Origin of the sequence: Rhodococcus sp. NPDC077669 (assembly GCF_040686915.1) — a bacterium.
In the GTDB taxonomy this organism is placed as follows: Bacteria; Actinomycetota; Actinomycetes; order Mycobacteriales; family Mycobacteriaceae; genus Rhodococcoides; species Rhodococcoides fascians.
This window is the reverse complement of the sequence record NZ_JBFBMD010000010.1, coordinates 88,240-114,134: the sequence shown is the minus strand read 5'-3', so window position 1 is coordinate 114,134 and position 25,895 is coordinate 88,240. Positions and strand designations below refer to the sequence as shown.

General features: G+C 62.2%; 26 protein-coding genes and 4 tRNA genes. 13 read left to right on the top strand and 17 right to left on the bottom strand.

What is annotated here, in order from left to right:
• Positions 1–128 precede the first annotated feature (128 nt).
• From AB0P23_RS14410 to pstB, 6 genes are all read left to right on the top strand, one after another.
• Positions 129–887 carry a response regulator transcription factor gene (locus AB0P23_RS14410; RefSeq protein WP_027495866.1) on the top strand — a complete coding sequence of 253 codons (759 nt, stop codon included), beginning with the start codon at positions 129–131 and terminating at the stop codon, positions 885–887.
• Positions 888–1,826 (top strand): mycothiol synthase, encoded by a 939-nt coding sequence (gene mshD / locus AB0P23_RS14405; RefSeq protein ID WP_222090012.1) that lies wholly within the window; start codon positions 888–890, stop codon positions 1,824–1,826.
• 199 nt (positions 1,827–2,025) lie between these two features.
• Entirely contained in the window at positions 2,026–3,126 is a 1,101-nt protein-coding gene (pstS, locus tag AB0P23_RS14400) for a phosphate ABC transporter substrate-binding protein PstS (RefSeq protein WP_283550585.1), read from the top strand.
• 87 nt (positions 3,127–3,213) lie between these two features.
• The gene (pstC, locus tag AB0P23_RS14395) at positions 3,214–4,251 is read left to right on the top strand and encodes a phosphate ABC transporter permease subunit PstC (protein WP_027495869.1); all 1,038 of its coding nucleotides are present in this window, start codon (positions 3,214–3,216) and stop codon (positions 4,249–4,251) included.
• A 3-nt stretch (positions 4,252–4,254) separates the two neighbouring features.
• Positions 4,255–5,163: a phosphate ABC transporter permease PstA gene (pstA, locus tag AB0P23_RS14390; RefSeq protein WP_027495870.1), complete on the top strand. Its 909-nt coding sequence runs from the start codon at positions 4,255–4,257 to the stop codon at positions 5,161–5,163.
• Between the two features lie 36 nt (positions 5,164–5,199).
• Positions 5,200–5,976: a phosphate ABC transporter ATP-binding protein PstB gene (gene pstB / locus AB0P23_RS14385; RefSeq protein ID WP_027495871.1), complete on the top strand. Its 777-nt coding sequence runs from the start codon at positions 5,200–5,202 to the stop codon at positions 5,974–5,976.
• Positions 5,977–6,103: 127 nt separating this feature from the next.
• On the opposite strand, the gene phoU is transcribed toward pstB, so the two are convergent.
• The 6 genes from phoU to AB0P23_RS14355 all read right to left on the bottom strand — a co-directional run bounded on the left by phoU (position 6,104) and on the right by AB0P23_RS14355 (position 12,733).
• Positions 6,104–6,778 carry a phosphate signaling complex protein PhoU gene (gene phoU, locus AB0P23_RS14380; protein WP_027495872.1) on the bottom strand — a complete coding sequence of 225 codons (675 nt, stop codon included), beginning with the start codon at positions 6,776–6,778 and terminating at the stop codon, positions 6,104–6,106.
• Positions 6,779–6,844: 66 nt separating this feature from the next.
• Positions 6,845–8,821: an LCP family protein gene (locus AB0P23_RS14375; protein ID WP_283542732.1), complete on the bottom strand. Its 1,977-nt coding sequence runs from the start codon at positions 8,819–8,821 to the stop codon at positions 6,845–6,847.
• A gap of 118 nt (positions 8,822–8,939) precedes the next feature.
• The gene (dusB, locus tag AB0P23_RS14370) at positions 8,940–10,079 is read right to left on the bottom strand and encodes a tRNA dihydrouridine synthase DusB (RefSeq protein WP_363797964.1); all 1,140 of its coding nucleotides are present in this window, start codon (positions 10,077–10,079) and stop codon (positions 8,940–8,942) included.
• Between the two features lie 94 nt (positions 10,080–10,173).
• A complete protein-coding gene (locus AB0P23_RS14365) occupies positions 10,174–11,130 on the bottom strand; it encodes an acyl-ACP desaturase (protein WP_032390729.1) in 957 nt (318 codons plus the stop codon).
• Between the two features lie 235 nt (positions 11,131–11,365).
• Positions 11,366–11,441: transfer RNA gene (locus AB0P23_RS14360), tRNA-Lys, on the bottom strand.
• A 68-nt stretch (positions 11,442–11,509) separates the two neighbouring features.
• The gene (locus tag AB0P23_RS14355; protein WP_240935262.1) at positions 11,510–12,733 is read right to left on the bottom strand and encodes a lipase family protein; all 1,224 of its coding nucleotides are present in this window, start codon (positions 12,731–12,733) and stop codon (positions 11,510–11,512) included.
• Between the two features lie 623 nt (positions 12,734–13,356).
• Here AB0P23_RS14355 and AB0P23_RS14350 point away from each other — a divergent pair.
• The 4 genes from AB0P23_RS14350 to AB0P23_RS14335 all read left to right on the top strand — a co-directional run bounded on the left by AB0P23_RS14350 (position 13,357) and on the right by AB0P23_RS14335 (position 14,507).
• A complete protein-coding gene (locus AB0P23_RS14350; RefSeq protein ID WP_363797962.1) occupies positions 13,357–14,025 on the top strand; it encodes a TetR/AcrR family transcriptional regulator in 669 nt (222 codons plus the stop codon).
• A 79-nt stretch (positions 14,026–14,104) separates the two neighbouring features.
• A tRNA-Glu gene (locus AB0P23_RS14345) sits at positions 14,105–14,177 on the top strand.
• Between the two features lie 123 nt (positions 14,178–14,300).
• Positions 14,301–14,374 (top strand) — tRNA-Asp (locus tag AB0P23_RS14340).
• A gap of 56 nt (positions 14,375–14,430) precedes the next feature.
• Positions 14,431–14,507: transfer RNA gene (locus AB0P23_RS14335), tRNA-Phe, on the top strand.
• Between the two features lie 116 nt (positions 14,508–14,623).
• On the opposite strand, the gene AB0P23_RS14330 is transcribed toward AB0P23_RS14335, so the two are convergent.
• From AB0P23_RS14330 to AB0P23_RS14300, 7 genes are all read right to left on the bottom strand, one after another.
• Positions 14,624–15,679, bottom strand: coding sequence for a site-specific integrase (locus AB0P23_RS14330; RefSeq protein WP_363797961.1), 1,056 nt, complete (start codon positions 15,677–15,679; stop codon positions 14,624–14,626).
• Positions 15,680–16,482: 803 nt separating this feature from the next.
• A complete protein-coding gene (locus tag AB0P23_RS14325; protein ID WP_363797959.1) occupies positions 16,483–17,784 on the bottom strand; it encodes an FtsK/SpoIIIE domain-containing protein in 1,302 nt (433 codons plus the stop codon).
• Entirely contained in the window at positions 17,781–18,173 is a 393-nt protein-coding gene (locus AB0P23_RS14320) for a hypothetical protein (RefSeq protein ID WP_363797957.1), read from the bottom strand. The genes AB0P23_RS14325 and AB0P23_RS14320 overlap by 4 nt, the downstream gene beginning before the upstream one ends.
• 479 nt (positions 18,174–18,652) lie before the next feature.
• Positions 18,653–18,985, bottom strand: coding sequence for a hypothetical protein (locus AB0P23_RS14315; protein WP_363797955.1), 333 nt, complete (start codon positions 18,983–18,985; stop codon positions 18,653–18,655).
• A 98-nt stretch (positions 18,986–19,083) separates the two neighbouring features.
• A complete protein-coding gene (locus AB0P23_RS14310; protein WP_363797953.1) occupies positions 19,084–19,521 on the bottom strand; it encodes a hypothetical protein in 438 nt (145 codons plus the stop codon).
• Positions 19,522–19,566: 45 nt separating this feature from the next.
• Positions 19,567–19,959 (bottom strand): endonuclease domain-containing protein, encoded by a 393-nt coding sequence (locus tag AB0P23_RS14305; RefSeq protein ID WP_363797988.1) that lies wholly within the window; start codon positions 19,957–19,959, stop codon positions 19,567–19,569.
• Between the two features lie 596 nt (positions 19,960–20,555).
• Positions 20,556–21,068, bottom strand: coding sequence for a nucleotidyl transferase AbiEii/AbiGii toxin family protein (locus AB0P23_RS14300; protein WP_363797951.1), 513 nt, complete (start codon positions 21,066–21,068; stop codon positions 20,556–20,558).
• An 89-nt stretch (positions 21,069–21,157) separates the two neighbouring features.
• On the opposite strand from AB0P23_RS14300, the gene AB0P23_RS14295 reads away from it, so the two are divergent.
• Together AB0P23_RS14295 and istB are read left to right on the top strand one after the other, a co-directional pair.
• On the top strand, positions 21,158–22,531 hold the full coding sequence (locus AB0P23_RS14295; RefSeq protein ID WP_363797949.1) for an IS21 family transposase: 1,374 nt from the start codon (positions 21,158–21,160) through the stop codon (positions 22,529–22,531).
• Complete coding sequence (gene istB / locus AB0P23_RS14290; protein WP_363797947.1) at positions 22,528–23,382, top strand: IS21-like element helper ATPase IstB; 855 nt, start codon at positions 22,528–22,530, stop codon at positions 23,380–23,382. Before AB0P23_RS14295 ends, istB begins: the two co-directional genes overlap by 4 nt.
• On the opposite strand, the gene AB0P23_RS14285 is transcribed toward istB, so the two are convergent.
• From AB0P23_RS14285 to AB0P23_RS14270, 4 genes are all read right to left on the bottom strand, one after another.
• Positions 23,354–23,734 carry a nucleotidyl transferase AbiEii/AbiGii toxin family protein gene (locus AB0P23_RS14285; protein ID WP_363797946.1) on the bottom strand — a complete coding sequence of 127 codons (381 nt, stop codon included), beginning with the start codon at positions 23,732–23,734 and terminating at the stop codon, positions 23,354–23,356. The genes istB and AB0P23_RS14285 overlap by 29 nt on opposite strands.
• On the bottom strand, positions 23,667–23,909 hold the full coding sequence (locus AB0P23_RS14280; protein WP_363797944.1) for a hypothetical protein: 243 nt from the start codon (positions 23,907–23,909) through the stop codon (positions 23,667–23,669). Before AB0P23_RS14280 ends, AB0P23_RS14285 begins: the two co-directional genes overlap by 68 nt.
• Before the next feature lie 79 nt (positions 23,910–23,988).
• Positions 23,989–24,285 carry a nucleotidyltransferase domain-containing protein gene (locus AB0P23_RS14275; protein WP_363797943.1) on the bottom strand — a complete coding sequence of 99 codons (297 nt, stop codon included), beginning with the start codon at positions 24,283–24,285 and terminating at the stop codon, positions 23,989–23,991.
• A 111-nt stretch (positions 24,286–24,396) separates the two neighbouring features.
• A complete protein-coding gene (locus AB0P23_RS14270; RefSeq protein ID WP_363797941.1) occupies positions 24,397–24,567 on the bottom strand; it encodes a hypothetical protein in 171 nt (56 codons plus the stop codon).
• Between AB0P23_RS14270 and AB0P23_RS14265 the strand changes: the two genes are divergently transcribed.
• The gene (locus AB0P23_RS14265) at positions 24,566–25,894 is read left to right on the top strand and encodes a hypothetical protein (protein WP_363797939.1); all 1,329 of its coding nucleotides are present in this window, start codon (positions 24,566–24,568) and stop codon (positions 25,892–25,894) included. The two genes, AB0P23_RS14270 and AB0P23_RS14265, sit on opposite strands and share 2 nt — an antisense overlap.
• The last annotated feature ends 1 nt before the right edge of the window (position 25,895 follow it).

Genomic DNA, 25,895 nt, shown 5'->3' with positions numbered 1-25,895 from the left:
GTCCATTGTGACCGAAGCATCGCGTACTGCCCGCTTCGACCGGTTGTACGGACAAGCTAGTCTGTGTCCTTGACGATCACTCGATTCCAGCGTCGGCTGGACCGGCCAGCGGTAAGAACGGAGACGCAGTGGAGCTCCTGTTACTGACCTCCGATCCCAATCCGGAGGGCGTACTCCCGTCTCTTGCGTTGCTGGCTCACCACATCCGGCCGGTACCGACCGAGGTGTCTTCTCTCCTCGAAGCAGGTTCTGCCGACATCGCGCTGGTGGATGCACGTACCGATCTGGCTGCTGCTCGCGGTCTGTGTCGGCTGCTCGGTAGTACCGGCTCGGCCATCCCCGTGGTCGCGGTCCTGACCGAAGGCGGCCTGGTCGCAGTCAATTCCGACTGGGGGCTCGACGACATCCTGCTGCCCGGCACAGGTCCCGCGGAACTGGACGCTCGGCTACGTCTGTTGGTCGGCCGGAGCGGCGGGGTTGCGAGTCCCGAGACGTCGGGCAAGATCACGCTCGGTGAGTTGGTCATCGACGAGGGCACGTACACCGCGCGGTTGCGCGGTCGCCCACTCGATTTGACCTACAAGGAATTCGAGTTGCTGAAGTACCTGGCTCAACATGCGGGCCGCGTCTTCACCCGCGCCCAGTTGCTGCAGGAAGTATGGGGCTACGACTTCTTCGGTGGCACTCGCACCGTCGACGTCCATGTTCGACGCCTCCGCGCCAAGCTCGGTACCGAGTACGAGTCGCTGATCGGAACGGTGCGGAACGTGGGCTACAAGGCCGTGCGTCCGTCGCGTAACTCCAAGGGCGGTACGGCTCCGGACGCCATGGCCGGCGATTCCGACGATGCGGATTTCGAGTTCGAGCAAGAGAGTACGCTCTCGTAGATGAATTCGGATACTGCGTTCGACGTCCACCCCCTCGACGGCGACGCACCGTCCTCGCGCGTCAGCGACGAGATTCACCGGATCCTTTCGCGTGCAACCGAAGTCGACGGGACTGCGCCGCTCTCGGAACAGGCCGTCAAGGCCGTCGACGCGGGTGAGGGCGTCGTTCGATTCGTTGCCACCGACGCAGATCGAGTCGTCGGGTACGTCGGCGTCGCCGACGGTATGGCCGAGGCAGTGGTCGATCCGGAGTATCGCGGTCGCGGCATAGGTCGGCGATTGGTCAGCAGCGCACTCGATCTCGGCTCCGACACGCGGATCTGGGCGCACGGAAATCTGCCCGCAGCACAGTCGGTGGCGCGTGCGCTCGGGCTGACGGTGGCCCGGGAACTGCTGCAGATGCGACGGGCTGCAGCAGAGCCCGAACTGCCCGATGTGGTTGTACCGCAAGGTATTTCGCTGCGAACCTATCGTGGGCACCAGGACGATGCCGAATTGTTGAGGGTGAACAACGCGGCGTTCTCCTGGCATCCCGAGCAGGGCGGCTGGACCGACCGCGACATCGCGTCGCGGCGAGACGAGCCGTGGTTCGATCCGGCGGGTCTTTTCCTGGCCTTCGAGGAAGGCAGCGACCACCTGCTCGGATTCCATTGGACGAAAGTTCACGCGGCCGAGGATCGGGTCGTTCCGCAGGCTCCACTCCCTGGGGGCAACGACCCGGCCATCGGTGAGGTGTACGTGGTCGGTATCGATCCGCAGTCGCAGGGTCGCGGTCTCGGACGGGTACTGACCCTGGCCGGGCTGCATTATCTGCGCGGTCGCGAACTGGACCAGATCATGCTGTACGTCGAGGCCGACAACACCGCGGCGGTGCACACGTACACCAAGCTCGGGTTCGCGAATTACCACGTCGACGCCGCGTACGCGCGGACCGCGTAATCGGACATTTCCAGCACGGTGTTCATCTTCCGTTCACCCACGCGGGGGTAAACGTCTACCACCTGCCTTTACCTTTCTCTCTGGGCGGCAACCTACGCTGCCTGGTGCGAGGGTTCTTCTGAGCCGGCACCTTCACAGTCGCAGCGCGAACCTCGAGTTCGCGCCGCGATCACGGCCCAAGATTCCTCGGAGGAAACAGGTGAACCTCAAGCGCAACGGTGCTCTCATGAGTGCAGTGGCAGTCAGTGCCATGTTGCTGGCCGCATGCGGTAGCGACGCGAACGTCGCCACCACGGACGGTGCATCGCAGTCCTCGGCTTCGTGCGAAGGCAAGTCCCCGTTGACCGGTGAAGGCTCGTCCGCACAGCAGAACGCCATGTCCAACTTCACCTCGATCTACTCCGGCGTTTGCACGGGCAAGGCCGTCGAGTACACCACCAGTGGTTCGGGTAACGGCCGCACGCAGTTCGTCGCGGGCCTCGTCGACTTCGCCGGCTCCGACTCGTCCATCAAGGACGACCAGGCCGCACAGGCCGCCGTGCGCTGCGCCAACAACCCGGCGTGGAACCTGCCGCTGGTCTTCGGCCCGGTCGCAGTGGCCTACAACGTCGACGGTGTCGACAACCTGGTGCTGAACCCCGACGTCATCGCGCAGATCTTCACCGGCAAGATCACCACCTGGAACGACCCGGCCATCGCCGCACTTAACGAGGGCGCAACGCTCCCGTCGACCGCGATCACCCCGGTCTACCGCTCCGACTCGTCGGGCACCAGCGACAACTTCCAGCGCTTCCTCGCCGCATCCGCTCCCGAGGCGTGGACGCTGAACCACAGCTCCGATTGGGCCGGCGGCGTCGGCGAAGGTGCCAACGGATCCTCGGGCGTCGCCCAGGCCGTCGCCGCCACCCCCGGTGCCATCACCTACGTCGAGAAGGGCTTCGCCGACCAGGAGTCGCTGGGCAAGGCCGCTGTCGACTTCGGTAACGGACCGGTCGAGCTGAGCAGCGAGACCGCAGGCAAGGCAATCGACGCCGCGAAGTTCAAGGGCGAGGGCAACGACCTCGTCATCGACATCGACGGCCTCTACGCCAGCGACGCAGCGGACACCTACCCGCTGGTCCTCGCGACCTACGAGATCGTCTGCTCGAAGGGCTACGACGCCGACACCACGGCAGCAGTCAAGTCCTTCCTGCTCAGTGCAGCCAACGAGGGCCAGCAGGGCCTCGAAGAAGCCGGCTACGTGCCGCTGCCCGACGCATTCAAGGAACGCCTGGTCACCGCCATCGAAGCGATCGCCTGATCCTCGATAAACCCGGTTTCGCCTTCGGCTCGCGGTGACGCGGGCCGAAGGCGGACCACCCTGCATCGACACGAGACAGTGAGCGGTATGAGCGACACCCACTCGATCACCGGCATCCCCTCGGCGGCTACCGTGCCTACCACAGGTGCCGCCCACGAACCGGAAGAACCACAATTGTCAGACTCGAAAACATCGGGGACGGTCACCCGTCCCGGTGACAGGATCTTCTCCGGCCTGGCCAAGGGCTCGGGCATCTTCATCATCGCCCTGATCGCTGCGGTCGGCATCTTCCTGCTCTGGCGAGCGATTCCCTCACTGTCCAACAACACGGTCAACTTCCTGACCTACAACGGCGCGTGGGACACCTCGAACACCTCGGCAATGGTGTTCGGTGTACTCGACCTGTTCCTGGTCACCGTCACCGTGTCGTTGTTCGCTCTGATCCTGGCGATGCCCGTCGCGCTCGGTATCGCGATCTACCTGACGAACTACGCACCCAAGCGTGTTGCCGGACCGCTCGGCTACGTCATCGACCTCCTCGCCGCCGTCCCGTCGATCGTCTTCGGCCTCTGGGGCCTGTACGTCCTGGCCCCGGCGATCAGCCCGTTCGCCGAATGGCTGAACTCGTCGCTGAGCTGGTTCCCGCTGTTCAGCACCGGCTCGGTATCGATCGCAGGCGGCGGCACCATCTTCACCGGCGGCATCGTGCTCGCCGTGATGATCCTGCCGATCATTGCCGCCGTGACCCGTGAGGTGTTCGTCCAGACGCCCAAGGGCCAGGTCGAGGCGGCTCTCGCGCTCGGAGCCACTCGCTGGGAAGTTGTTCGCACCACGGTCATTCCGTTCGGCAAGTCCGGCTTCGTCAGCGGTTCGATGCTCGGCCTCGGACGCGCACTCGGTGAGACCATCGCGCTCTACATCATCATCCGCAGCACCCAGGCGACCTTCGGCGGAACGTTGTTCGACGGCGGTTCCACATTCGCGACCAAGATCGCGCTGGCAGCAGGCGAGTTCAACAACCCGCTGCAGGCCGGTGCCTACATCGCCGCCGGTCTGGTGCTGTTCGTCCTGACCTTCGTCGTCAACGCCGGTGCCCGCGCCGCCATCGCCGGAAAGAAGGACTGACCCATGACCGCAACCATGGACAAGCCCGTCAAGGAGCCCACGTTCCAGGGCGTCAGCGCCCGGCGCAAGGCGTCGAACCTCGCGGCGACGATTCTCGTCAGCCTGTCGGTGCTCGTCGCCCTCGTACCACTGATCTGGGTGCTCTACACGGTGATCTCACGTGGACTGTCCGCTGTGGTCGCACCGGCCTGGTGGCAGAACTCGCAGGCCGGAATCACCCAGTTCATCGCCGGCGGTGGTGCGTACCACGCGATCGTGGGAACCCTCCTGCAAGGACTGTTCTGCGCCGTCATCTCCATCCCGATCGGCATCTTCGTCGCCATCTACCTCGTCGAGTACGGCGCAGGGACCAAACTGGCCAAGGTCACGACGTTCATGGTCGACATCCTCACCGGTGTTCCGTCGATCGTCGCGGCCCTGTTCATCTACGCGCTGTGGATCGCCACCTTCGGGTTCCAGCGCTCCGGTGTCGCCGTTGCTTTCGCCCTCGTGCTGCTGATGATTCCGGTCATCGTGCGGTCGGCCGAGGAGATGCTGCGCATCGTTCCGCAGGACCTGCGTGAGGCGTCCTACGCACTGGGCGTGCCGAAGTGGAAGACCATCGCCAAGATCGTCATCCCCACCGCGCTCTCCGGCATCGTCACCGGCATCATGCTGGCGCTGGCCCGCGTCATGGGTGAGACGGCTCCGGTGCTGATCCTGGTCGGCTCGGCCACCGCCATCAACTTCAACATTTTCGAGGGGCCGCAGACGTCACTGCCGCTCATGATGGTCGACCTGCAGAAAGCAGGAACCGGCGTGCTCACCGCGGAGCGCATGTGGGGAGCAGCCCTGACGCTGATCCTGATCGTCGCAATACTCAACATCGGCGCGAAGTTGGTCTCGAAGTTCTTCTCGCCCAAGAACTTCTGACCCACCCGACTCCAGAGAATCCTAAGGAATCAGAACATGGCAAAGCGTCTCGATCTCAAGGACGTCAACATCTACTACGGCAAGTTCCATGCCGTCTCCGACGTCACTCTGGCAGTCCCGCCGCGCAGCGTCACCGCGTTCATCGGACCGTCCGGCTGCGGTAAGTCGACCGTCCTGCGTTCGCTCAACCGTATGCACGAGGTCACGCCCGGCGCTCGCGTCGAAGGTTCGGTGCTGCTCGACGGCGAGGACATCTACGGCAGTGGCGTCGACCCCGTCGGTGTGCGACGCACCATCGGCATGGTCTTCCAGCGACCCAACCCGTTCCCGACCATGTCCATCAAGGACAACGTCGTCGCCGGGCTGAAGCTGCAGGGTGGCCGCGGCAAGAAGGAGCTCGACGAGATCGCCGAGCGTTCGCTCAAGGGTGCCAACCTGTGGACCGAGGTCAAGGATCGCCTCGACAAGCCCGGTGGCGGACTCTCCGGTGGTCAGCAGCAGCGTCTGTGCATCGCCCGCGCCATTGCCGTCTCTCCCGACGTGTTGCTGATGGACGAGCCGTGCTCGGCCCTGGACCCCATCTCGACACTGGCGATCGAGGACCTGATTCAGGAACTCAAGCAGGACTTCACGATCGTCATCGTCACGCACAACATGCAGCAGGCCGCGCGCGTGAGCGATCAGACCGGCTTCTTCAACCTCGAGGCAACGGGCAAGCCCGGCAAGCTGATCGAGATCGACGACACCGAGAAGATCTTCTCCAATCCGACGCAGAAGGCCACCGAGGACTACATCTCCGGCCGCTTCGGATAACCGCACACCGCACAGAGAACCCCCGCCGAGCGAAAGCTCGACGGGGGTTCTTTTTGTGCGCCTGCCCTGGGGCCGAGATCGAGTAGCGTTGTCGCGCAGCGCTACTCGACCTCGAGCGAAGTGGGTGCTACGAGCTGGGAATGTTCTGCTGGTGGAGGTCGGCGGGAAGCTGGCCGGTGACGAGGAAGATGACTCGGCGGCCGACCTCGACGGCGTGATCGGCGAAGCGTTCGTAGAAGCGGCCCAGCAGGGTCACGTCCACCGCGGCGGCGACGCCGTGGCTCCACTCACGGTCCATCAGCACCGTGAAGAGGTGACGGTGCAGATCGTCCATCGCCTCGTCCTCTTCCTGCAGCTTCGCAGCGCGCTCGGGATCGCGGGTCTCGAGCACCTCACGGGCCGACGCACCGATCTGCACGGCGAGGCGTCCCATCTCGGCGAAGTAGCCGTTGACGACCTCGGGGAGGGCATGGTTCGGGTGCCTGCGACGGGTGATCTTGGCGACGTGGAGTGCGAGTGCGCCCATTCGGTCGATGTCGGCGACGATCTGGATGCCGGCCACCACCGAACGGAGATCGCCCGCGACCGGAGCCTGCAGCGCAAGAAGCGTGAATGCCTTCTCCTCGCAGATCGCGCTGAGCTCGGTGATCTTGTCGTGCTCGGAAATGACCTGCTCGGCGAGAACCAGGTCTGCTTGGAGGAGAGACTGCGTGGCCTTTTCCATGGCCGCACCAGCCAGGCTCGCCATTTCTCCGAGGAGATCGGCGAGCTCGTTCATCTGTTCGTTGTAGGCGACGCGCATGTGCGCAGTTTAGTAGGTCACACCGACCAGTTCTCTGTCCCGAGGGTTAACGGGGAATGAATGGAGTCAGGCGCACGTGTCGTCGGCCGCGTTGGTGAACGACAGATCCTCGGGTAGCGGAGCACTTTCGGTCGTTCCCTCCACCTGGGTGGGGTCGATCTGTGCACCGACGCCGGCCGGGTACTGGGTGTAGCCCGGGTAGTTGGAACCGAGAACCACCTCCACGACGTTGTTCAGGCTCGGAGCCAGTTCGATCGCAGCGCCGGGTATCGCCGACGCCACCGTCGCCGCAGCAGCTTCCTGATCCTGGGAATATCGAACGACGGTCTGAGCGGCGGAGCCGGAGAAGTTACCGACCGTGAGGATCTGGAATCCGTACGTCGCCAGCTGATCGGACGCGGTCTGTGCCATTCCCGCGATGTCCGACGCGTTGGACACCTGCAGCGACACGGTGCCCGGATCCACGGCCAGCAGCGGGGCCTCGGGAGCGGCGGGCGGCGGGGTCGGTTCCGGTGTCACCGGTTCCGCCCGTTCTTCGCCTGGCAACGGTAGATCGTCGATGATGGCCTGGAAGATGGCGCCGATGGCGTCGTCGTTGGGGATCTCGTTGCCGTAGTCGTTGGTTCCGGTGGTGGGAATGGTCAGGAAGGTCACCGCGCCGGCGTCGACGTTCTGCAGCGATCGGCCGAGCGTCACCAGATCCTGGGTCTTGACGTTCTCGACGAAGGTGTCGGAGGTGAACGCGTTGACGAATCCGTTCAGCTTGCCCGGGTCGAGAAGCACCTTGTTCGACAACGCCGATCGCAACAGCGACGACAGGAAGCGCTGCTGGCGCTTGATCCGGCCGTAGTCGCCGTTGCCCTCCGATTCGATGTTCCGGGCTCGGACGTAGTTCAGTGCGGTGCGTCCGTCGATGCGTTGGGTACCGGCGTTGGGCAGCACGTCTCCGAGTTCGTAGTCGACGAGAGGCTGAGCGGTACACACCTCGACACCGCCGACCTCGTCGACCATGGACTCGAAACCGGCGAAGTCCATGCCGACGAAGTGTCCGATCCGCAGTCCTGAGATCTTCTGAATGGTCTTGACCAGGCATTTCGGGCCGCCGAGGGCGTAGGTGGCGTTCAGCTTGTCGCCGTACGCCTCCGGGAACATCTCGCCCGTGTAGGTATTGGTGACGTTGTCGAACTGCTCGCACTCGGGTCGGGTCACGTCCAGGTCGCGAGGAAACGACACGGCGACGACGCGGCTGCGGTCGGCTGGAATGTTGACGAGCATGACGGTGTCCGATCGAGATCCCTCGGCATCGGTAACGGTTCCTGCGCCCACCTGCCCACTGGCACCGGCGCGCGTATCGGTGCCGACGATCAGGTAGGTCTCGTCTCCGTACTGGCCTGCGGCGTCGACGACGTCGGTCGAATCGGGGTCGAGCGCGGCGACTTGGAGGAATCCCTGATCGGTGTTGCGTAGATAGCCCCACACCACTCCGGTGAGTGCCACGGCGAGGATGGCGACGATCGAGACCAGACTTCGGCCGATCATGCGTATCCGTCGTCGTCGCCGTACTCGGCTCATCGCCAGACGCGTCAGTGCCGGCCGGTCGGCGGCGGGTGCTCCGACGGGTTCGGGGGCAGCGTGCGGCGGCGGGGTGGGCATCGGACGGTTCGCCCGAGCCGGCGGGGGAGTGGAGTCGGTGATCGGTGAGATGACCTCGGTGGGCTCTTCGACGTCCGGCCGTTCGGGGGGATCACGTCGGGTGGCTCCCGAACGAGACATCTTGTCGACCAGCTCGGCGACCGACACCGTGTCCGCGTTGCGCGGGGAGCGTTTACCCAGTCGGCCGCTGTCACCCGGCTTCGGTGGAGAATCGGAGTCTGTCGAGTCGGGTTCCGAACCAGAGGGGTCGGGTGTGGCGGGGTCGTCGGACCGAGGAGGACGTTGTCCGGAACGTCCGCCTGCGCCGGTTCGTCCGATAGAGGACAGCGGGCGCTCCCATGGGGCGCGACCCTCGGGCACAGACGGGCCCGACTCTCGATCGTCTCCCACGAATTCGACCCTGGCCTTCCATCACACGCATGTGCCGTCTACTCGGCAATCCAAGCCATAGTACTGACTCGAGCGGCGCGGTCCACTTCGTGCGAGACGGGCCCTGGTGAGGGGTCGATCAGCCGCCGGAATGCATCAGATCTGCACCGGCGGGGACACACAGGTCCTCCGGATCGTCGAGCCATCCGTCGGGCAGCGACACTGCGCCGGGCGAGCCCTGCCGGCCGCGGGGACCTTCGGCGTCCTTGGGAAACGGAACGGTTGGATCCAGTTGCGCCAGAAGGTCGTCCAGTTCGGCGAGGGTCGACACCAGTGCCATCGACACCCGAAGATCCGAGCCGGCGGGAAAGCCGCGCAGGTACCAGGACACGTGCTTGCGCAACTCTCGGAGGCCTTTGCCCTCACCGTGGTGCTGCGCGAGCAACTCGGCATGGCGCGCGATGATAGTGGCCACCTCACCCAGGGTCGGCGGCGTCGGCTCTGGCCGCCCGTTCAGGCGGGCACTGAGCTCGGCGAACAGCCATGGACGACCGAGGCAGCCACGCCCGACGACGACGCCGTCGCATCCGGTTTCCGCCATCATGCGGACGGCGTCGGACGCCGAGAAGATATCGCCGTTACCCAGGACGGGAATCCCGGTGACGTGCTCCTTGAGTCGAGCGATCTCGTTCCAGTCGGCGGTGCCGGAGTAACGCTGGGAGGCGGTGCGGGCGTGCAACGCCACGGCCGCTGCACCCTCGTCGGCGGCGATCCGGCCGGCGTCGAGATGGGTGTGATGGTTCTCGTCGATTCCGACACGGAACTTGACCGTGACGGGGATGTCGGTGCCCTCGGTGGCCTTGACCGCCGCAGCGACGATGCGGCCGAACAGGTTTCGCTTGTACGGCAATGCGGCACCGCCGCCCTTGCGGGTGACTTTCGGGACCGGGCAGCCGAAGTTCATGTCGATGTGATCGGCCAAATTGTCGTCGACGATCAATTTCGCCGCGGCGTACGTGGTGTCCGGATCGACCGTGTAGAGCTGCAAGGACCGGGGAGTTTCGGTGGGCCCGAACGTCGTCATGTGCATCGTGGCGGGTTGCCGTTCGACGAGAGCACGTGCGGTGACCATCTCGCAGACGTACAGACCGGACGTGCTGCCCGCGCGCTCGAGTTCCTGCTCGCGGCACAACGTGCGGAACGCCACATTGGTGACGCCTGCCATCGGTGCGAGGACGACGGGGCTGCGCAACTCCAGGGAGCCGATCTGCAATGTCATGGAAAACAAGCCTTTGGAACGAAGGGAGAACTTTCAGGAGAAAAGGCGGTGCCCGGCACCGAAGTCGGTACCGGGCACACCAGTCGATCGAAACTCAGGACGCGCGTGCTTCGGCCTTGGCGCGTTCGCGGGCCAGCGAGCGATCTCGCATCTCCTCGAACTTGGTGGCCTGGCGCTCGAGGTCTTCGAGGAACGCGGCGAGTTCTTCGCGCTTGTTCTCACCGCGGGCGGTGAAGTCGTTGCGCTCGAAGACGCTCCACTTGCGCAGCACGGGCCAGACGACGTCTTCGAGGTGCTGACGTAGGTCGTAGATGCCGTGCTTGGCCATCAGCACACCGTTGCGGCGGAAGTTCGGCATGCCGGCACCGGGCATGACGAAGTTCGTCACGATGTCGGAGACCGCGTCGAGCGTCTGGTCGGGAGCGATGTCCATCGCTGCGCCGGTGATGTTGCGGTAGAAGATCATGTGCAGGTTTTCGTCGGCGGCGATGCGTTGGAGCATGCGGTCGGCGATCGGGTCGTCGCAGACCTTGCCGGTGTTGCGGTGCGAGACGCGGGTCGCGAGTTCCTGGAACGTCACGTACGCCACCGAGTGCAGCAGACCGGTCTGCGAACCTGCGGGCGAGGCGAAGCCGTTGGTCATGTGGATCATGCGGGCTTCTTCGAGGGCGACGGGATCGACGCCTCGGGTGACGACGAGGTAGTCGCGCATGACGATGCCGTGGCGGTTCTCTTCGGCGGTCCAGCGGCCGACCCAGGTTCCCCAGGCACCGTCCTGGGAGAAGTTCTCGGCGATCTCACGGTGGTAGGACGGCAGATTGTCCTCGGTGAGCAGGTTGGTGATCATCGCGGCCTGCGCGACGTCGGAGAGCTTGGACTGCTCCGGGTCGTAGTCCGTGCCGCCGAGGGCGGCGAAGTTGCGGCCTTCGTCCCACGGCACGTAGTCGTGGGGATGCCATTCGCGCGCCATCGAAATGTGACGGTTCACGTTGTCCTCGGCAGTGGGCACCAGCTCTTGCAGAAGCTCGAGCTGTGTCAGATCCCTCGCCATTAGATCGCCTCCATAGATTGCGTACGACCGGTCCAGCTTACGGCACCGTAGGTTCGGTGTGAACCGTGTCGCGGCTGTTCACTTGCTGTTCGAGCAGTCGTGACGACCGACATCGGCCGATGTGGGGATCTTCGCGACTGCTGCAGTTCTCCCTGCACGTCGCTGCGGACGGGCCGATCGTTACCCCGAGTGTACGGACCGGGTGCCGCCGAATGCAGTTCGGCGGAAGGGTGTGTGGTGCCCCCAGTAGGACTCGAACCTACGACCTGCGGATTAAAAGTCCGTAGCTCTACCAACTGAGCTATAGGGGCGCGGATCGAAAGTGTAATGGGCAGTGCAGCCGTGTCGGTCATGCACCCCCGGCACCGCGTTTCGGGGGTCAGCGCCCGAAACTGCTGCAGCCTTGCGGCGCGGGGATACCGGCCAGGCGGTCGTCGATCCAGGAGTACGCACCGGGAATGCCGCTGATCGCGACGACGAGGTGTTCACCGAAGTACTCCTCGAGGCGTACGTCGGCACCGTGTGCGCACCACTCGTCGTACAGCGTTTCCGCACCTTCCCGGGGGATCCAGAATTCCTGACGGCCCTGGTAGATCATCGTGGGCACGGTGGGGGCGAGATCACCGCCCATCCGGGTCGCGGCGATGATGCGTTCGGCGATCTCGGTCCGGTCGACGTTCGGCACGTCCGAGAGGGCCTGGGCCGGTATCGGTGCCACCAGTCCGCCGGGAGCGAGCAGTGTGATGCAGAGATCTTTGGCCACGGTCGCCAGGCGCAGTCCGTTGGCGTTCATCAGGGAGAACATCTCGGGATACTCGCGGGCAACTCCGAGCGCTGCGGACAGGAACAGCGTCGACGCGACGTTGCCGTTCATCGACGTCAGCAGAATCCGGTAGTCGGTCGGTGGACCGCCGAAGGCCGCGCCCACCAGATTGACCTCCGGCGCGTACGACGGGGCGAGTTGAGCGGCCCATCCGGTGGCGATCGCCCCGCCCGAATAGCCTGTGACGGCAATCGGGGAGGACGCGGGCAACCCGAGTTCGGGGAGGCGCACCATCGCGCGCAACGCGTCGAGCACCGCATGGCCGGCCATGCGCCCGGCCGCGTACGCCTGCCGAGGACCCTCGTGATCGGTGACGACCACTGCATAATTCTTGGCGAGGAACGCCTGCACCGCTGGAATCTCCCGGGCGATACCTCGGGGCAGGGTCCACGACGGTGCACAGGTGTTGCCCAGTGAGTTGATGGCCATGTTGTACGCGACGACGGGACGCGTGCCGGGACCGGCCCAGGGTGCGTCGGGCACGATGACGGTCGTTGCCGCTGCGACGGGTCGGTCTTTGGAATCGCTTGTGCGGTAGAGGATCTGGGTCGATATGACCGGGGTGAACAGCGGCCCCACGCTCACGCGTCGGGTGCCGAGAACCGATCCGGGCGGGAGCTCCTCGAATCCTGCCGGCGGGTCGAAGAACGGCTCGCCGAGTGGGGTCGGCAGGTAGAGGGCGGGATCGGCGACGGGATCGAGGAAGTTCGTCAGTGGGTCGGCGGCGACGGTGTGCGCGGTCGACAACGTCAAGGCCGACGACACGAGTAGTACTGTCATCGAACGACATACGCGGATCGATAGATTCATGGCGTGCACCCGTCCCCGATCGGCCGAAGCATCATGTGTGATGCGCATCACGCTATGCCCGAGGTGGTCTACGTCTTCGGCTATTCCGAGAATGTGTCGAAACCGTTACCGTTTCGCCGCTGATATCGATTATGAGACAGTGCTTTTGGTGACCTCACGGAGCGGGTTTGCCGTATTCGATTGATCAGCAACATTTTTCATGCGCTAAGGAGCGGTGCAAACGAAGGTGCCTCGAGAGATGCTCGTGCAGAATGTAATTCGATATTCAACTGCTTTCCGGCTCTGGGAGACCGGCGGCCATTCGGCGGAATTCGTACGCATGCTCGGTATCGGCGTTGTGGCTCGAACGGCGGTGCCGACCTGGCCCGAGCGGACGTACGTGAGCGGCTCGAGTGCGCACCCCCCTGCAGCGCACTCGAGCCGGGTGAACAATACCATTCGGCTTGTTTCAGTTGCCCAACCGAATTTTCTGTCGGCTGCACGCGTCGTAGCGGACCGCAGGTGAGTCGAGTCGCGTGTCGTTCGGGTGAAGTACTCTCTACTTGTACTACCTGTGGATATGCAGGGCGCTTGGGCTCGGAGGCACGGAGTAAATGGCACAACAGGAGCGCGCACGGCGGACCCGGGCGGCAATCGTCGAGGCAGCGGCGGCGGAATTCGCCAAGCGCGGATATGCGGCTGCGTCCGTCAACACCATCTTGGAAGGATCGAACGCCACCAAGGGGGCGATGTACTTCCATTTCCAGTCCAAGGCAGACCTGGCCCGAGCGGTGCTCGCGGCCGGACTCGACCGTTATGTCGCAATCTCCGAGAAATGGGCGGATTCGACCGCGCATCCCTTTTACGTCATCAAGGGAATCGTCGACGACATCGCGCAGAACTTTCAGAACGACGTGATCGTGCGTGCAGAATTCCGGCTGATCGTCGAGCCCGAGTTCTACGCGGAGGTGCACTCCGGTGGTGGCCGGGTGTGGGGCGCTCAGGGGTACGCACAGGCCGAGAGGGCGCTGGCGATGGGAGACCTCAAGCCGCAGTTCGACGCGGCCAAGTTCGTGCGGGTACTCGCCGCGTCGATGGCGGGTCAGCGTTACATGTCGGATCTGGTGGCCGACAACGCAGATCTACGCGAGCGGTTCGAGGAGTCCGTCGAGATCGTGCTGCTTGCCATGGCGTCGGATAGTTGGTTGGCCGAGTTCGAACTCCACGGGTGGGAGCAGTTCGGCGAAAACGAGGCAAAAACTGCCTCTGACCTGCCGGTTTGAGATTTACAGCGAAAGTGTCCTAAGCTATCCCAGCTCCCAACGGAACGCCGTTGAGGGTAGCGTCGAAGCAATTCGGCGGGCCCCCTTCGTCTAGCGGCCTAGGACGCCGCCCTTTCAAGGCGGTAGCGCGGGTTCGAATCCCGTAGGGGGTACGCAGGAAAGCATCGGATTGACAATCCGATGTGCAGTACAGCATTCTTCATCTCGCTCCGGCGAGACGCAGATTTGCAGTTCGGAGAGTTGGTGCGCTAGAAATAGCGCGGCAACAACAGCAAGGCCCTGTGGCGCAGTTGGTTAGCGCGCCGCCCTGTCACGGCGGAGGTCGCGGGTTCGAGTCCCGTCAGGGTCGCAGAATCGGTGTGAAAGCACCGGCATTGCGATGGCATTGTTTCACCGGTGCCGCCCGGCCAGGTAGCTCAGTTGGTACGAGCGTCCGCCTGAAAAGCGGAAGGTCGTCGGTTCGATCCCGACTCTGGCCACCATCGTTTGTGCAGGTCAGCGAGCTTCTTGCTCGGTTCAACTGGCTTTTCTCTGACATTTCTATCGATTTGGTGGGCCAGGAGTGGGCCACCGCTTCGTTCGTGACGCCGTTGCGGCTCTACAAAGAGTCCAACGCCTCAGCCACGGCGTCCAGCTCACCGTCGTAGAGATCGGCGTACGTATGAGCCGTCACTGTTATCGAAGCGTGGCCCATCGTCTTCTGTAGAAGCCTCAAATCGGCACCAGCCGAACGCGCCAGGCTCGCGTAGGTATGACGTAGATCGTGAATGCGCAGCGTCGGCCGACCGATCTGAGTCGTGCGTACCCGCCAGTCAACGGAACGGACCCAGTTCTCCCGACCCAGCCGAAACCCTTTGGGTGATGCGATAGCGGGTTGGGTTCGTACGCGGCCTTCTATCCGCGCGCGGAGAATGGTGTCCAGCTTCCTCGGAATAGGGATCGACCTCTTCCCCGCTTTGGACTTCGGAGCGCCTACGATTAACCGTCCGCCAACCTGCGTGATCGAACGTCGAACGCGAATTCGTCGAGCGACCAAGTCGACGTCTTCGACATTCAGTCCCATCAACTCTCCGAACCGCATGCCCGTGTAGGCCAAGATGGTGACCACGTCTCCCTGTGGCCCGCAGAGCTTCGCAAGCGCATCGACCTCTGCGGACGTGAGATACACATGTTGCTGGTCGATCAGAGGAGGGAAGATGGTCTTCGCTGCGGGATTCTTGGCAATCCACCCCTCGCTGACTGCGTGATCGAGGACCATTTTCAGGACGCTGTGTCGCCAACGCTGGGTCCTCGGGCCCACGTCACGCATCGTGTTCACGTAGTTCTGGATGCTCGCCCGGTCCAACTTGCTCACCGGCCAATCGGCAAATACCGACACCGAAAGTCTCCAGCAGTCTTCGTAGCCTCGTCGGACCTTCGGGGTGAGATCCTGCCGTGTTGCGAGCCAGGAGGTGTACGCGTGGGCCAGGGTGATTGCGTTGCCGCGCCGCGGGTCGAAGTAGACGCCGTGACTGTGAGCAGTCAGTTGTTCGGCCTGAAACAGGCGTGCCTCACGCTCCGTCTGGAATGTGCGTCTGCGTTTGATTCGCCCGGGTAGCCGCCATTCGACAACCCAACGAGCACCCTTGGTCGTCTGTTTTTTCGTGATCGACATGTGCGTTACCCCGTCACTCGTCGCGAGTTCAGGAACTCAGAAACATCCGAGAGCAACCAGCGTCGCCTCCTGGGCCCAAGCCTCACGTGAACCGGACCGTCGTTCGGCAGCGTTGGATATGCTTCCCGCCGCGCGGCCAGATCATGAAGAGTGCTGACTGGTATCGACGTGATGTGGCTCACCTCTTGAGCGGTCAGCAGGGGGTTGTCGCTCCAATCTCCGTTCGGCCGCGGGTCCTGCATCATTGAATCCTTGATCGTTCTCACTTCGTAGTCCTCTCGGTGGTGACGTTGTTTCGGCAACCTGCGCAAAGCACCGGTACCGGTGGAGCAGGAGGGTGAACCAGGCCTAACTGTTTTCCGCATCGGCTGCATTTCAGCCGGACGCGATGTGGAGTGCTCACTTACGGCGCCGACCGGCACTGCGACCCGAGCGGGTACTCCCCGCGGTAGAGGAGCAGCAGAGGCGAACCTCCGTCGATGTCCCGGATCTCACGAACTCCGTCGCTGTCGAACCAGCAGTACCCGCGATCCCAGAAGGTGCCAGGAGGTGTAGGAAATCGCAGCTCTACCGTCTGCGCTTCGACATCGGACGGAGCCGAGGGGGAAACCGCATCGCCTGCCTCGTCCCGTCGACCGCATGATGTCAGTACGACCACCGCAAAGAACGCAATCAGCGCGAAAACGAGTGCTACTCTGCGCGCCCTGGCTCGCGTTTGCTGGGCAGTTGCTGCGACCTCAGACCGTATGGTGACAGGCCAGTTGTTGGCCTCGAATGTGTTGTTTGTGGACATGGGATTCCTTTTACTGTGATGCCAGCAAATGCTGGGGGTCGCGGGCTTTGACCAAGCGAACGCAATCGCGAGCGTGTTCCTCGGACATGAAGAAGCACCGCACCCTCTCGAAGCCGTTCTCAGTGAGATCCGTGACGCAGATCCCCCGATCCTTCGGGAGTCGGAGTTGCCATGGGGTCGTGGATGACGATCGAACAGAATCGCCTAATGCAGCCACGCCAGCGTCATCGGTGGAAACGGCAAAGCTCATTCGTATTCCGCAGTTCTCTCGAATCGCGCTCGGGATGGCATCGGTTGTCGGCTTCTGCGTGGCCAGCACTGTGAGGAACCCGACGGATCGACCTCGGCGAAGTAGATCCGTGACCAAGGCCGTAATGGCTTCGCGGGTCTTCTTCTCGGCGGCCCCGATTGACATCTTTTGGTCGAACAGGAATTGGCACTCGTCGACCAACGTGACAATGAGCGGAAAAGAATCGGTGGGTCCTACTCCGTCACTCCAGATGTTTGGTCGTCCGATGGTTGCACGTACTGTCCGCAACCGTTCGACCATAAGAGAATGGACGTCCTCCACTGCTGATCGGATGTCCTCCAGGCTCGATGACTCCGAGCAATACTTAAACGCTCTGTCACGCAACCACTCCCATTCACTTCCGCCCTTGCCGTCGATGACGGCAACTTCTACGGCGGCTGACGCGCACAGTGAGGCAGTGATCGCTTGTAACGAGCCAGACTTCCCTGAGCCTGGCGAACCAGCTACCAACCACCCGCTTCGCTCACGAAGATCGAGGACTGCGTCTCCGCGGTCGGTGATCCCGATCGTCAGTCTGAAGTCGATCATGGGACTTGGCGATTCCACTGTGACAGGCGACCCCAGAGGATCGACAGGGTTCAGTACTTCGATTCCGACGTGTATTGAGTCGATTTCGACGATCCTCACGCCGCGCGGTGCAACGAGCATGACTGCCAACTCGCGAGCTTTTCGCGCAAAATGGTCATGGGTCTGCCCGCGCACGAGCTTCACGACTGCGATCGCGCTGCCACTGTTCGTCGAGTAGGCATCGGACGGTAATGGGTAGTCGATCTCGTCGGAGAGGGATTGCTCGTGCACTAGACCTAACCGCGACCAAAACTCGATCCAAGTGTCGGGAGAGGTCGAGGCGTCCAGGAGGGGCTCCAACAGCAGCTCGTGTTCAGAATGCAGCCGACCGCGAATCTGGTGATCGGCATCTGTCTCGAACTTACGAACCCGTGATGCCATGAAGTCGTAGACGAAGAATCCGACCAAGATGGCCACCCAAGCGGCCAGCATCATGCGGCGGTCCCAGTCTTCTTCTGTGGGGTCACGCTGAGGCCTTCGAGCGGTTCGACTCCCTTGACCTCGTACCAGAATCCGCCTCGAGCTCCGTTCTTTCCGGCCGTAGCCCATGAATGGATAACGAGCGCATCGCCGACAAGTCGAATCGGCGCGAAGTCGGGAAGCGCGGGTGTCGCGTGATCCCAGACTGTGAACTTCATCAGCCGCTTGCCGTCGGGCGTGTTCGCGATGGCTTTGATTTCCCAGCCCGGCATGCCCTCCTTGTTGACCTTGGGCTGCGCATCTTGGCCCATGCCGTCGAGCTTCTGCTCGGTTTCGATGTGGATGAGTGTCCACCCTGACGGCCAGCGGGCTGGAAACGAGTCGAGTTCTCCGATTGTTGCCATCTTTACTTCTCCTATGCGTGGTGTGCGGTTGTATGTGGATTCCACTGGTCAGAAACGTGTCTTCACTCCTGCTTCGCTTCCGTAGGACAGCAAGTTCGTAACAGTGGGTGATGACTCGTCGGGCCTGTCAGACCAGTGGGGCTAGCTCATTGGCCCTGCCGAAACCGTAAGGCAAATCCAACCTCTTGACAACGTCAAAAACATTGTGGCATAGCCTAATTGAGGATTTCAGAGCGGCTTCAGTGTTGCTTTCCCGGTGGATAGTCGCACTGTGCACGACGCTGGTTCACGGGGCTGTTCATCGCGGAATTCCACGCTGTTTCCCCGTTGGCTCCCGCCCTGTTTCCCCCGTGGTTCCCACCCTTGTTCCCCCCGTGGCTCCCTCGCCGGTTCTCTGTGGCTCGCACAGAACCTAGGGCAAGCTTTGAGTTGGCGACATGCACGACATTTGTCCGAATGAGCAACGGCCGTAGAGCTGTTCAGGTGGGAGGTGTCAAAACAATGCATGGACTCGATTGGATCTCGCGCAGCAAAGGGTCGGCACGCCGCAACCAAGAATCGTACGATCGAACAATCGGGTTCACAGGTATCGACAAGGCGCATTCGTCTCGCAGACGAATTTCCGAAATATCCGCAGCCGCATAGACAGCAGGCCGCAGGCTGGGATCACCAAGACACAACACATCAATGTCGCGCGAGGGCAATCCAGGCACGCCGAGATACCGAGCAGCCCAAGAACCGAAGATCAGCAGACGTTTTGGACCGACCAGCCGCCCAAATTCGGCTCTGAGTACATCAATAGGCTCAATCATCTATGACAAGATCACCTTCGCGGGTGCTCGCTTGTTCCGAAAGGCGGCGTGCAATCGATGGGGTTTCGGTTGCGAACTGGGTTTGAATTTTCTCCGCGTCAGCACATTCCGCTGCTGTCTGCGGCTATGGATCGGTCGACGAGTTGCTCCGTCAACTCGCCGCTGCGAACCAAGTCCACGGGTCGTTGATCATCAAAAATGTGTTCGGCGGTATACCACCAGTCGAGAACGCCCCAAGGGTCATCACCGCAGTAAAGACGCTCGTTCGCGTAGGCCACAACTGGGTACAGGCGATGCTCGCTGTGATCGAACTGAAAGGCCGGAAATACCAGTTCACTCTCCAGTGGCAATGCCAGTAGATGGTTGTCGCCGAGAAGATCATCGACCGTACGAACGGGTCTCCCGCCCTTCATGCGAAGAACTGCGTCTACTTCGTCCGCGCGCAGCGTATCGGCAGGCGTTATAGGGAGCTGGACAACGACCGGACCGGTGGGGGAGAGCAGGCGGACCACGATGCGCTCTGATTCGCCGCTCATCGGACCGGACAACCTCCGTGAATTGTGGTGGCCACCGGCCGCAGTCTAGTTGGCAACAGCATCCCCCTCTGGGGGAAAAGGATCGAAGCCGAGTAGGGAGACTCGGACCTCCCGATGTTTACGATCACGAGAACGATCGGGATATTTGATGTCGATTCCGACCCTCAACGTGGGTGGGTAGTTCAAGTAATCCGCCCAACGGCAATCGCGCACATGTCCGCAGTTATCCACGTTTTCGTTGCAGTAGCGGCAGATTAGACCGCGAATCTGGCCTGTGACATGGTCGTGGTCAACGACAGTCGCCAATCCGCCACCGCACGCGTGGCAGGCGTGCCCGAGCGCGTCAAGGAGAGTGCGTCGTACGCGGCCTAGAGCCGACGAACCAAGAGTCGCTGGCCACTCGAGCCGTGTAGTCCCCGCGTAACAGCGTTGTTGCATCGGCACCAACCATGGCGACATCGCCTCGTCCGTCAATTTGAACGACCAGCGCATTTCCCCAGATCCGAAGCCCGCGAAGATTTCGTGGTCGAACTGTGAGGAAAAAAATCTCTCCTCTACAGGGCCCAACCACCCACCCCGCCATTCGAAATGCGTGAATTCAGGCGGTGACGGATTAGCCGACGTCGGGCGACAGCAAGCCAGTGGTTCCCCCGGACAGGCAAGGTGGTACAACTCGTCGGTTCCGAGTACGGCCTCGGTATACAGCGGTTGTGTTGCACCATGCGACCACCCACATCGCTCCGAACTGGCTTCAATTACCAGAGCTTCAATGCTGTCGTACTGGTGTACGCGTGAGTACTTCCAGATGAGCGCGTCGCGTCGATGTGGCAGCAGCTCCTCCAGCGACAGCGTTCGCACCGCTCGATCCGAATTACGCTCCATCATCTCAGTTGTCGCCCTCCCGATCTCGAAATATGGGGAGAGCATACGAAGGACCACCGACATTCGGGACCAACCGACAATTGCCGCACGCACGCGCGCGGTCGCGTTCGGTACTGCTGTTGCTGAGCAGCGCGTTCCAAAACTATCGTGTGCTAAAAAGCGTACCTAAGTTTCTCTATGCGATCGCAGAGGTCGGTTACGGACACGTCGACCTGCATTTGGCTGATGCAAGTTTTCAGCCAGGTTGGATTGGCTAACGAACATTCAGAAGCGCGTCTCAGTTTGGCTTGGACTGTGGGCCCGTACGCGCTGGCGGCCTTGCGAGAACCGGCATTCCAACTGTCAGGATCGGCCGACAACATGGCCAGATCGATCAGATCGCGACTGTAGACGGAGTGGTCCGTCCATCGATCGTCGTTTGCAAGGAGTTTCGTCGCCACCATATCGGCCACGGTCAGTGTTGACACTCCACACACAGCGTCCTCAGAAGTGGCAAAGTCAAGCGAGATACGGCTTTCGTAAACGATCTTGAACCTCACGGGTCCGTCATCGGAGTCCAGCAGCGTCTGGATCCCAAACTGATCAGTGACCACGTTCCGCAGCGCTGGAATCACAATGACGGCGCTCAGTGAAAGTGCCCAGTTCTGATCTCTGAAAGTGCTCACCCGTGTGGCTCCGCCAATGAGGGCGGGTCTCCTCCGATGCTGGTGGTCTCTGACCACACACCAGCGTCCCGAAGGAGACCCGCGATCTCATGCTTACATGGGAAGAGGACATGGAGATATCCGCACTGCACAACCGGGGCATGTCTATCTCGGACATCGCCCGCCATACTGGCCGCAACCGCCGAACCGTCCGCAACTACATCAACGGAATCACCACCCCCGGGGTTCGACGGAAGTCCACGACGGACCCGTTCGAGGACTTCGTCGACTACATCCGCTATCGCTTCATCGAAGACCCGCATCTGTGGGCGGTCGCTCTGTTCGACGAACTATTGGCACTCGGTTTCGCACTGTCCTATCCGACGATGACCCGCAAGATCCGGCAACAGAAACTACGCCCGATCTGCATGTCCTGCAGGACCGCAACCGACCCAGCCAACGCCATCATCGACCACCCACCGGGTGAAGAAACTCAATGGGACTACGTCGATCTACCGAACCCGCCGACTGAATGGGGTTGGGGCAGAACAGCGCACCTGTGGGTCGGTTCCCTCGCGCATTCGGGTAAGTGGCGGGCGGTGTTGACCCCGTCGATGGATCAACCGCATCTGGTCGACAACCTCGACCGTGTCGTTCGCGCTCTCGGCGGCATCACCCGGGTCTGGCGTTTCGACCGGATGGCTACGGTCTGTTACCCCGAGTCGGGTGCGGTGACCGCCAGCTTCGCCGGCGTCGCGAAGTACTACGGGGTCTCGGTCGCGATCTGCCCTCCGCGGAGGGGGAATCGCAAAGGTGTCGTGGAGAAGGCGAATCATACTGCAGCGCAGCGTTGGTGGCGGTCGCTACCGGACATGAGCGTCGAGCAGGCCCAAGCTCATCTCGACAACTTCTGTGCCGTCATCTCCGACAGTCGCACTCGCCACACCCCGGACGGGACCAGCACGGTCGCCGACCTCGCAGCGGCCGAGCCCTTGCAGGCACCGCCGGCGACGGCGTATCCGGTGATTCTCGGTGACAGTCGGACGGAGTCGCGGCAGGCGTTGGTGTCCTACCGCGGAAATCAGTATTCGGTCCCGCCGGAGTTGGCGTCGGCGCAGGTCACCGTCACCCGTCCGGTCGGTGGCAGCCATCTCGACATCGTCACCGCCTCCGGGATCACTGTCGCCCGGCATGCGGTCGCCGCCGATGGCCTGGGAATGATCGTCCGCGACAGCGGCCACGTCGTCGCGCTCGAACGACTCGCGATGGCGACCGCGAACACCGGTAGACCGCACCGCCGCAAAGAACGGATACCACCAGGACCCGATGCGCTCAGGGCAGCAGAAGAATTACGTGCCAGCCGCTGTGATAGTTCGGTAGCCAACACAGCGAAGACCGAATCAGGCTCTACGACAGCATCTTCGGATGTGATCGACCTCTCGGCTTACGAGCGTGCTGCACGGGGAAGGAACACTCTCTCATGAGTGACACACCGAAAGCCCGCGACGCTGCCGATCGGCTACCCACACCGAACACCGCCGAAGCTGCGAGCCTTTACCAACGCCTGCGTGGGCATCTCGGGGTCCTCAAACTCGCTGATGCGGCCGAAGCGTTGCCGGCGGTCCTCGACCAAGCAGCGGCGGAGGAGCTGTCGATGACGGCGGCGTTGGAGCGGTTGTTGTCGATCGAGGTTGCTGCCACCGAAGCGCGGCGGTTGACCGGGAGGTTGCGGTTCGCGTGCCTGCCGACACCGGCATCGCTCGAGGACTTCGACTTCGACAACGCCGCCGGCGTCGACAAGAAGCTGATCGATGAGCTCGCGACCTGCAGATATCTGGAGACCGCGACGAACGTGCTGCTCATCGGACCGCCTGGGGTCGGCAAGACGCATCTGTCGGTCGGATTGGCGCGGGCCGCGGCACACGCTGGGTATCGGACGTATTTCACCACCGCCGCCGATCTCGCCGCTCGATGTCATCGGGCTGCGATCGAAGGTCGGTGGGCGACGACGATGCGGTTCTACGCCGGGCCGACACTGTTGGTGATCGACGAACTCGGGTATCTGCCGTTGCCCGGTGAGGCGGCGTCGGCGTTGTTTCAGGTTGTCTCGCAACGGTATATGAAGACATCGATCGTGATCACCAGCAATCGTGGTGTCGGTTCGTGGGGAACGGTGCTCGGCGACGACACCGTCGCAGCAGCCATGCTCGACCGTCTCTTGCATCGCTCGGTCGTGCTCGATATGTCCGGTGATTCCTACCGGCTCCGCGACCACAATGCACGCTCGGAAAAGCTCCGCAAAGCCGTCACCGGGACCCGTCAACCGCTACAGTGATCACCGCTACCGGGTGAGCACTTTCGCTGAGCGAAGGTGAGCATTTTCGATGAGCGCCGTCAACAATTTGGCTTATGGCTCCGATTCCGTTCTCGGAGATGGCGCCCCGCAGTTCTCGGTACCCCACACGATCCGAAACGATCATGTTGATATCCGTCGACAAACGTTGTTCACCGAACCGCATAGCAATCGCGGTGCCGCCGCCGAAGTAGCAGTGCTTGCTCGACAGGAGATCGGCATCGAAGGCTTGAAGAAGGTGCGAAATGGCGGAATGTCGCTTCCGTCTAAACAAGAAGACGCCCGCTGCTGTAGCGATCCGCGAGGTACTGCACGAAGCCCTTCTCGTACTCACCCAGTTCACCAACGTGACGCCAGTTTCGCTCGTACAGGCTCAGAGCATCCAGTTCGCTGATCTTCGCATCGGGGCGGAGACTCCACGCTATCGACTGCAGCTGCGGGTAGTCCGCCAACCGAACGAACTGTTCGTCCTTGAGTGCCAGATGGTCACTACGTGCGCTGTCACCCATAACGTGTCCTTCCACTTCTGCGCAACGAGCTGTCAATAGTCATCTTGCTCGTGACTCGGTACAAGCGAGAACACCTGTTTCACAAAATTCGCACCAGGTCAGGCTCGATGTACCGGCGAAAATGTTTGTTGAGGTTCGTGACGACGTCCGCGCTGCCGCTGAGCAGCTGATCAAGCTCGTCCTGCAGGCACAGGAAAGCCCAATCGTCACAGTCAGGACCGAACGTAACCAGCAGGTCCAGATCACTGTCGACACGAGCTGATCCGCGCGCGTAGCTGCCAAATACAGACGCCTCGATGACCCCATAGCGTCTGAGCACAGCGCGAAGCTCATCGACACCCAACGGAAGTGCAAGTTCGTCGACGGTGTGCGGCATAAATCAATTTTAGCTGTTCGAGGACGCCCTTGCGTAGGGCTGCAGTGGACACCAGTAAGAGCACCAAAACCGCGGTTCGACCCACGGCCAGCACAGGGCGTCTGCCCTGAGTTACGGCTGATCTGTGAGCGCTGCAGCGAGCTGCACCTCAGCCTGCTCTTTCAGCGCAAGTCCGCGCTGTCTCACCTCATCAGCAGCTTCGAGACCGTGCTCGAGATCCGATACGAGCTTGCGCTGCAGTGTGACAAGTTGTGCAATCGCGCTGGACATCAGTGTGGCCATGGCCGGTAACGACCAAGTCGGAACTGAGTGGGGCAAAGCCTACGACGGTGCGATCGGCGACTTCGTCCTTCAGACTTGTCGTCTCGCGGATGCATACGGTGCTGCAGCGAGTCGCGCGTACCTCGGAGGCGTCAACCACCTGAACGCGGAGTACGTCGCGGGCGGTCGACAGGGCATCCCTCCATCCCCACCTCCGCAACCAAAGTCCGCAGACCAGCGTGTGCCCTTCGCTGCCCCGCCAAGTTCGGTCGGTGACAACGGCCCAGGCCTCAACAGCGACATCCCGGTGTTGGTCGAAGCTGTTGGTCTCTCGGTGCCCAACGCAGCCCCCAATCGGCTTGCGACAGCAGGTAAAGCACTAGAGGCCCTCCGCATCTTGATCAAGGATAAGTCGGACGATCTTCTTGACGCAGCACGGACGCCGCCACCTGACACGGGGCCCGATGCAACACTGCTGTACGACGAGATACTCACAAACTTGGTCGCGCCAGCCGGCCACCTGCACGAAGAGGGTGCCACCTTAGCGTCTGCGGCCACCTCATTTGGTGCGGCAATAGTCGCTCGTCGCAACGAAATTGTCGGTGCAATAGATGAACTCGGCGTCTCCGTCGCGATAACGTTGACTGCAGGTGTGGCCGCTACCCTGGTGACAGCGGGTGGATCCGACTTGGTGGCCGCAGGAGTCACCGCGGCTCGCATTGCAGCAACTGGACGCCGGATTTACAACATCGTTCGTCTGCTCGAATCGGACACGATCAGCACCACGACAAAGATGGCCGACATCCGAGCAGCAGGTGGTCTTGCTGCGCGGCTTTCGGAGACAATAGACAAGCCGCTCGCAACCTTCGAGGTTTCCGAAGACGGCACTATCAAGACAACTCCGATCTTCCCCAAGTGGAAACAGGACGCGTGGGAGCGGTATCTGGCCAGCGGTGGCGACCTCTCGATGGAGGAGTGGAGCAAGAAGTACGACCATCTGATGGCGAACGTAAACAACGGGTCCGAGTGGGATCAATATGTCGGCGAGGTCCTTGGGTACACCGTCGAGAACGGTTTCATCCCTCAATACCGTAATCCTGACGCTGCTGACGACCGGATTTGGGATTTCGGTAACCCAGATCCAGCGGTGAGACTGTTGGTCGAGAACAAGTCGGGCCGAATCGACTATGAGCAGCTTGCAAAGGATGAGACCGCACTGCGTCGAGGCTGGAACGTTCAGTACAACCTGCGCGACCCGATCTCGCCCGCGCAGCTTGCCCGACTGCAAGCTCTCGCAGACCAGTATCCTGGCCAGTTCACGTACCAATACCTCGGCGGAGGGGGCTAAA